The sequence below is a fragment of the Thiomonas sp. TH-17 genome, assembly GCF_057473305.1.
This window is the reverse complement of record NZ_JBYCKI010000306.1, coordinates 1-7,168: the sequence shown is the minus strand read 5'-3', so window position 1 is coordinate 7,168 and position 7,168 is coordinate 1. Positions and strand designations below refer to the sequence as shown.

Here is a 7,168-nt window from a genome sequence, read left to right as displayed (position 1 = left end):
TCATCCTTCTGGGCCTCATCGTCTGGGCGGTGGACGGCCTGCGCAAACCCGCGCCAGGCACCGAGAGCACGGTCATTCATCCCGCGTCCAGCGCTTCCAATACGGCGGCGCGGGCGGCTTCCGCAGTGGCGGCCGCCGCGCCCAAGCCCGCAATGAGCACGGCGCAGCAGGAGCGGGCCGCGGCTGCCGCGATGGACGCGCTGTCTGCAGCCAGCGCGCCAAGGACGGCTGCAGAGACGGCGTCTCAGGCCGCTAGGGTGACGTCCGCCGCGATGCCTGCCGTGGCCCCAGCGGAAGTCGCTTCGGTGCCGACCCCGGCGCAAACCATCGCTGTCGAGGCTGCGAGTTCGGTCGTCACCGCCGCAGCTCCGAGCAAACCCGTCGCCAAGCCAAAATCCGCGCAACACAAGCCCGCGGTTCACGCCCGTGTCGAACCTGCGCGGCCCGCCGCGACGAAGCCGAAGCGCGTTGGGGCGGTGGGTGTTTGCCGCACTGCGGGCTGGTATGTGCAGGTGGGCGCGTTTGGCAAGCAGCAGAGCATTGACCGTCTTGCCAGCAAGCTGCATCGCGCGGGCTACACCCAGGTTTGCGTGGCCGCACAGCAAGTGCGCGGACTGCATCTGTTCTACGTCGGTCCCTATAAAAATGCAGCATCGGCGCGTGAAGCAAAAGCCCCTTTGCACAAGCTCACCGGGGCAGAAGGCATTTTGCGCAAGCTAGGCTGATGCTCCCCCCATTCGCGGGGCTGCGAGAATGTCGCCATGCTTGACGACCGCGCACCCCATCTCCTGACTGCCGACAGCCCCGATCTGCTGCTGGGCGAGAGCCCGCCGATGCGTACGCTGCGCGAGCAGGTTCGGCGCGTGGCGCAGACCGACAGTACGGTGCTGGTGCTTGGCGAGTCTGGCACGGGCAAAGAACTGGTGGCGCGCACCGTGCATCTGCAGTCGCCGCGCGCGGCCCGGCCTTTCGTCGCGGTGAATTGCGGCGCGATTCCCGGCGAGCTGATGGAGAGTGAGCTGTTCGGCCACGAACGGGGCGCGTTCACCGGGGCGCTCAATGCGCGCAAGGGCCGGTTTGAACTGGCCGGGCGCGGCACCTTGTTTCTCGACGAAATCGCCGAGATGAGCTCGCCGCTGCAGGTCAAGATCCTGCGGGTGCTGCAGGAAAAATGCTTCGAGCGCGTGGGGGGCAACGAAGTGCTCGCAGCGCAGTCGCGCATCGTGGCGGCAACGCACCGCGATCTGGAGCAGCAGATCGGGTTGGGCCGGTTTCGCGAAGACCTTTACTACCGCCTCAACGTGTTTCCGGTGCAGGTGCCGCCGCTGCGCCAGCGCGGCGAAGACATTCTTCAACTGGCCGAACACGCCTTGCAACGCCTTGAGGCGCAGGGGCTGGGGCGGGTGCGTTTCGGCGACGGCGTGCAGCAGGCCCTGCTGGGTTACCGCTGGCCCGGCAATGTGCGCGAATTGCAAAACCTGATGGAGCGCCTGCTCATCCTGCATGCCGGCTCCATCGTGCGTCTGGCCGACCTGCCGCCCAAGCTGCGCGCCGGCGGCGATTTGGCGCGCGATCTGGGGCGCGATTTGAGCGCGACCGAGGCGGCTTTGCCCGAACTGGCCACGAACATCGCCGCTGAAGACGACGAGCAAGAGGGGCTGCAAGCGCTGATGCAGGCCATGACCGAGCCCGCCCTGCAGCCCGTTCTGCCCGAAGAGGGCATGGACCTGCGCGCCTATCTTGAGCAGATCGAACGCAGCCTGATCGAACAGGCGCTGCAGCGCAGCCGCCACGTGATCGCGCATGCCGCGCAGCACCTCGGCCTGCGCCGCACAACGCTGGTGGAGAAAATCCGCAAATACGGCCTGGGTGCCGAGTCGCGCGAGTAAATTCGCGGTTGGCCATCGATGCGAGTGCCGGTGACGGAAAATCGTCACGTCTCAGGCCTTGGTTTTGCTAACTTGCTGCCGGGCCGTATGCCCTTTTGTTTCCTCTCCGCCTGATTTCGACCCTTCTCGATGACTTCCCCGCGAATTTTGCTGATCGACCACGACGCCGCGCGTGGCCAGCGTCTTTGCGACGAATTGCAGGGCGCGGGTTGCGTGGCCGCGCTGCATGCGGCGGAAGACACAGCCCTGCAAGCCGTCGAGCAAGGCTGGTCGCCCGATTTGGTGTTTTGCGACGGCGAAGGGGCGGGTATCGACGCGGCGCGGGTGCTGGCACGGCTGCACGGCCTGCATCCCGCGCTGCCGGTGCTGATGGTGGCGCGGCATGCCTCGGTGCAGGCGGCGGTGCAGGCGCTGCAAAGCGGCGCGGCGGACTATCTGAACGCGCCCCTCGATCTCTCGCAGGCGCTGTCCAAGATTCGTCAGTTCGTGCCTTCGGCGGCGTCACTGACCCCGGCGAAAACCAAGGTCGCCGCGGCTTCAGCCCCGGTCGCAAGCCCAGCGCCGGCCGCCTCGATAAAGGCCACATCAGCGCCCGGACCCGCCAGCGGACTGATCGCCGAGTCTGCCGCGATGCAGCAGATTCTGAGCATCGTCCGCCGCGCGGCGCAGACCGATGTCACCGTCATGCTGCTGGGCGAAAGCGGCGTGGGCAAGGAAGTCATGGCGCGCTATGTCCACGCGCAATCGCCGCGCTCGGCAGGGCCGTTCATCGCCATCAACTGCGCCGCCATTCCTGAAACCCTGCTCGAAGCCACGCTGTTCGGCTTCGAGAAGGGCGCTTTTACCGGGGCAGGGCAGTCGGCGCCGGGCAAATTCGAGCAGGCGCAGGGCGGCACGCTGCTGCTCGATGAGGTGACGGAAATGGCCCCGGCCCTGCAAGCCAAGCTGCTGCGCGTGCTGCAGGAGCGCGAGATTGAGCGCCTGGGCGGGCGCAAACGCATCGCGCTCGACGTGCGTCTCGTCGCCACCAGCAACCGCGATCTGCAGCAGGCCGTGCAGCAAGGCGTTCTGCGCGAAGATGTGTATTACCGGCTGAATGTGTTTCCGGTGCAGATTCCGCCGTTGCGCGAGCGGCGCGACGACATTTTGCCGCTGGCCAAAGCCATGCTGGTTCGCCATGCGGCGCAGTTTGGCATGACGCCGCCGCCTCGGCTCGATCCTTCAGCGCAGCAGGCCTTGCAGGCGCACCGCTGGCCGGGCAATGTGCGCGAACTCGACAACGTGATGCAGCGCGCGGCCATTCTGAGCCAGGGCGGGGTGATTTCAGCGGCCGATCTGCTGTTTCCGCCGCCCGCCGCCGAGAGCCCTCTGCGCGCCTCGGCGCCCGCGCAGCCGCAGCTCGCGCCGCAAGCACTTACGCCGCAATCAATTGCGGGTGATCTGGGCAGCGAGTTGGCGCTGAATGAACGCCAACTCATCGCCGACGCGCTGCAGCACAGCCAAGGCTCTAAGCAGCGAGCCGCAGAGCGTTTGGGCATCAGCCCGCGCACCCTGCGCCACAAGCTGCAAAAGCTGCGCGAAGCCGGACTGGAACTGCCGGACATGCCCGACCCAACTTGATCCGACCAGGCTGGAACGCGTTTTGCTTGAAAGGGGCAAAACGCCGGTTTTATCCCGGTTGAATGGACGAAAAATTGCCGGAGGCCTCATGCAGATCGATCCCATGCAAAGCGTGCTTGCCCAGATGCGCAGTCTCACCGCGCAGGCGCAGGCGCGGCCGGCCGATGCGGTCGGCGGCAACGCGGCAGCGGCGCTGGGCGCGACTGCCGCCTCGCAGCAAACCGACTTCGCCGCCACGCTCAAGAGCGCCATCGACGGGGTGAGCGGCGAGTTGCAGCACGCCAACGCCTTGCAGCAGCAGTTCGTTTCGGGCACGGGCGATGTGAGTCTGAGCGACGTGATGCTCGCCTCGCAGAAGGCCAGTCTGTCGTTTCAGGCGGTGCTGCAAGTGCGCAACAAGCTCGTGTCCGCTTACCAGGACATCATGAACATTCAGGCCTGACCACCACACCGCACCACAAGCCCCCTAACGACATTTTTTTGACGCCTCTCTCCTGACGCCCACCTCATGGCCACGACCACCGCCGCCGCGCTGCAAGACCCCTTGGGCGCCTTCCGCCAGATGAACATGAACCAGCGTTTCACCTGGCTGGCGGGTCTGGCGGCGCTGATCGCATTGATCATCGTCACCCTGATGTGGACGAGCCGACTCGACTATCAGGTGCTCTACACCAATCTTTCCGAGCGCGATGGCGGCGCGGTCATTGGCGAGCTGCAAAAACTCAACATTCCCTACCGCATCACTGGCGGCGGCGCGGTGATCGAAGTGCCCTCGGCGCAGGTGTACGCCACCCGCATGAAACTCGCGGCCAATGGTCTGCCCAAAGGCGCGGGCGTGGGCTTCGAGGTGCTCGACAACGAGCCGATGGGCACCAGCCAGTTCGTCGAACGCATCAACTACCAGCGGGCGCTGGAGGGTTCGCTGGGGCGCACCATCGAGTCGCTCTCGGCGGTGCAATCGGCCACGGTGCATCTGGCCATTCCCAAACCCTCGGTGTTCCTGAGCGAAGCCGAGAAACCCTCGGCCTCGGTGCTGCTCAAACTCTATCCGGGCCGGGTGCTCAGCGGCGCGCAGGTGGCGGGCATCGTGCATCTGGTGTCGTCTGCGGTAGCGGGGCTGGGGGACAAAAACGTCAGCGTGGTCGATCAGGACGGCAATCTGCTCACCTCAGGGCAGCGCGCCGACAGCGGCATTCAGCCCGACCAGCTGATGTATCGCAACACCATCGAGCAGCAATATCGCAAGCAGATCGAAGCGCTGCTCGCACCCCTGGTGGGCAACGAGGGGGTGCGCGTGGCGGTGTCGGCCGACATCGATTTCGCCAAGACCGAATCCAGCTCGGTGGTTTACGGCCAGGGCCACTTGCTCAGCCAGCAGCAGCAAAGCACCAACTCCAGCGGCGGCGGTGCGCTGCCGGCCGGCGTGCCCGGCGCACTGAGCAACCAGCCGCCGGGCGGGGTCACCGCTCCTTTCGTCATGGGAACGGCCTCCGCGCCGCTCACGCCGCAGCAACTCACCCAAATCACGCCCAGCCTCAAGACGCTTGCGCCCACGGCGGCCAGTTCGTCGGCCACGACCAATTACGACCTCGACAAAACGGTCAGCCATACCCAGCAGCCGGTCGGCTCGGTCAAGCGGCTGTCGGTTTCCGTGCTGGTCAACGATCAGGCCAAGGGCGGCAAGCCCGTGCCGCTGAACGCGGCGCAGTTGGGGCAGATGAAGCAGCTTGTGGAGAACGCCATCGGTTTCGATGCCAAGCGCGGCGACACGGTGAGCATTGTCAACATGCCCTTCACCGCCGCGCAGAAAGAGGCCGAGAAAGAGTTGCCCGTGTGGCGCCAACCCTGGATCTGGGACGGCGCGCGGCAGGCCGTGCCCTACGTCATCGCCCTGATTCTCGGTTTGATGGCCTACCGCGCCATGCGCAAGGCGGCGAGCGGCGGCGGAGCGCGCCGCCGGGGCGAATCTTCCGCCGAGCCGGGCGAGGCCGCGCGAGCCGCTGCGGCGGGCGGCGGCACGCAGGCGACATCCGGTACTGGCACGGGCGCCGAGCAGTCGGCGGGCGGCATGCCCGGCGCGCTGGCGCCAGACACGGTGCATTTGAGCAATACCCTGGAGTCGGATGCGGCGATCTCGCGCGAACTGGTCAAGCAAGACCCGCGGCGGGCGGCGCAGGTGGTGAAGGAGTGGCTGTCCGATGGCCAGTGAACAAGCCGATTTCAGCGGGCTCGACCGTGCGGCCGTGCTGCTGCTGAGCCTGGGAGAAGACCAGGCCGCGGAGATCATGCGCCATCTCGGGCCGCGCGAGGTGCAGCGTCTGGGCGTGGCCATGTCCAAACTCAGCCGGGTGAGCGCCGATCAGGCGCATGCGGTCATGCGCGAATTCCGCGAAAAAATCGAGCAGCAGACGGCGCTCGGTCTGGGCTCGAACGAATTTCTGCGCGGCGCGCTGACCAAGGCGCTAGGCGGCGAGCGCGCCAATTCGCTGATCGAGCGCATTCTGCACGGCGGCGAATCGAACGGACTGGAGAACCTCAAGTGGCTCGAGCCGCGCGCCATTGCCGAGTTGATCAAGCTGGAGCATCCGCAAGTGGTGGCGCTGGTGCTGGCCAATATCGAGCCCGAGCAGGCCGGCGAGGTCTTGCACTTCCTCACCGAGCGCCAGGCCAGCGAAGCCATGTTGCGGCTGGCCGCGCTCGACGGCCTGCAGCCCAGTGCGCTGCGCGAGCTCAACGAAGTGCTCGAAGAACAGCTCTCCGGCGATTCGCAGAGCGTGCAGGTGAGTGCCGTGGGAGGGCCGAAGGTCACCGCCGAAATTCTCAACCGGGTGGAAACCGCGCTGTCGTCGAGCATCATGGAACATCTGCGCTCGCAGGACGAAGAACTGGCGACCAAGGTGCAGGACCAGATGTTCGTGTTCGACGATCTGATCAATGTGGACGACCGCAGTCTGCAGACCATGATGCGCGAAATTTCGTCTGAGACGCTGATTCTGGCGCTCAAGGGCACGAACAACGCGCTCAAGGAGAAATTTCTCAGCAATATGTCCAAGCGCGCCTCTGAAATGCTGCGCGACGATATGGAGGCCAAGGGGCCGGTCAAGCTCACCGAGGTCGAGGGCGCGCAGAAGGAAATTCTGCAGATCGCCTCGCGCCTGGAGGCCGCGGGCCAGATTCAGCTGGGCAGCGGCGGCGGCGAACAACTCGTCGGCTGAGGCATGGCGACCCGTAACCGGTTCTCACCGAAGCCATGAGCGGCATCATTCCCAAGGAAGACGCGCAGGCCGCACGACGCTGGCAGCCGCAGGAAATGGACCCTGCTGCGCGCACCGCAGTGCAGGCCCCGCGCCAAACCGCAGGCGGGCCGCCGACCGCGCAACAGTTCGAGGCGGTGTACGCGCAGGCCGAGGCGCAGGGCCGCGAAGACGGCCGACAAGCGGGCCTGGAAGAAGGCCATCACGAAGGCTATGCCGCCGGGCACGCCGAGGGCTTGGCCGCCGGGCGGGCGCAGGCGCAGCAGGAACGTGAGACGCTGCAGGCGCTGCTCTCCCGCGCCTCGCAGCCCGTGGCCGCGCTCGACGCCGAGGCCGAGACGGCGCTGGTGGCGCTGGCGCTGGAACTGGCGCGGCAGGTCATCCTGCATGAACTGCGCACGCAGC

At 66.5% G+C, this 7,168-nt stretch carries 7 protein-coding genes; all 7 read left to right on the top strand.

Going from position 1 to position 7,168, the window contains the following annotated elements; genetic code table 11:
• A partial coding sequence (locus tag AC2VLV_RS16745; RefSeq protein ID WP_486991043.1) for an SPOR domain-containing protein occupies positions 1-725 on the top strand: 725 nt, incomplete at its 5' end.
• A 36-nt stretch (positions 726-761) separates the two neighbouring features.
• Positions 762-1,889: a sigma-54 interaction domain-containing protein gene (locus AC2VLV_RS16740; RefSeq protein WP_486991042.1), complete on the top strand. Its 1,128-nt coding sequence runs from the start codon at positions 762-764 to the stop codon at positions 1,887-1,889.
• Positions 1,890-2,018: 129 nt separating this feature from the next.
• Positions 2,019-3,509 carry a sigma-54-dependent transcriptional regulator gene (locus tag AC2VLV_RS16735; protein ID WP_486991041.1) on the top strand — a complete coding sequence of 497 codons (1,491 nt, stop codon included), beginning with the start codon at positions 2,019-2,021 and terminating at the stop codon, positions 3,507-3,509.
• An 88-nt stretch (positions 3,510-3,597) separates the two neighbouring features.
• The gene (gene fliE, locus AC2VLV_RS16730; protein WP_486991040.1) at positions 3,598-3,951 is read left to right on the top strand and encodes a flagellar hook-basal body complex protein FliE; all 354 of its coding nucleotides are present in this window, start codon (positions 3,598-3,600) and stop codon (positions 3,949-3,951) included.
• 66 nt (positions 3,952-4,017) lie between these two features.
• Positions 4,018-5,718: a flagellar basal-body MS-ring/collar protein FliF gene (fliF, locus tag AC2VLV_RS16725; protein ID WP_486991039.1), complete on the top strand. Its 1,701-nt coding sequence runs from the start codon at positions 4,018-4,020 to the stop codon at positions 5,716-5,718.
• Entirely contained in the window at positions 5,708-6,724 is a 1,017-nt protein-coding gene (fliG, locus tag AC2VLV_RS16720) for a flagellar motor switch protein FliG (RefSeq protein WP_486991038.1), read from the top strand. The genes fliF and fliG overlap by 11 nt, the downstream gene beginning before the upstream one ends.
• A gap of 35 nt (positions 6,725-6,759) precedes the next feature.
• The coding region (locus AC2VLV_RS16715; RefSeq protein WP_486991037.1) for a FliH/SctL family protein at positions 6,760-7,168 on the top strand (409 nt) is incomplete at its 3' end.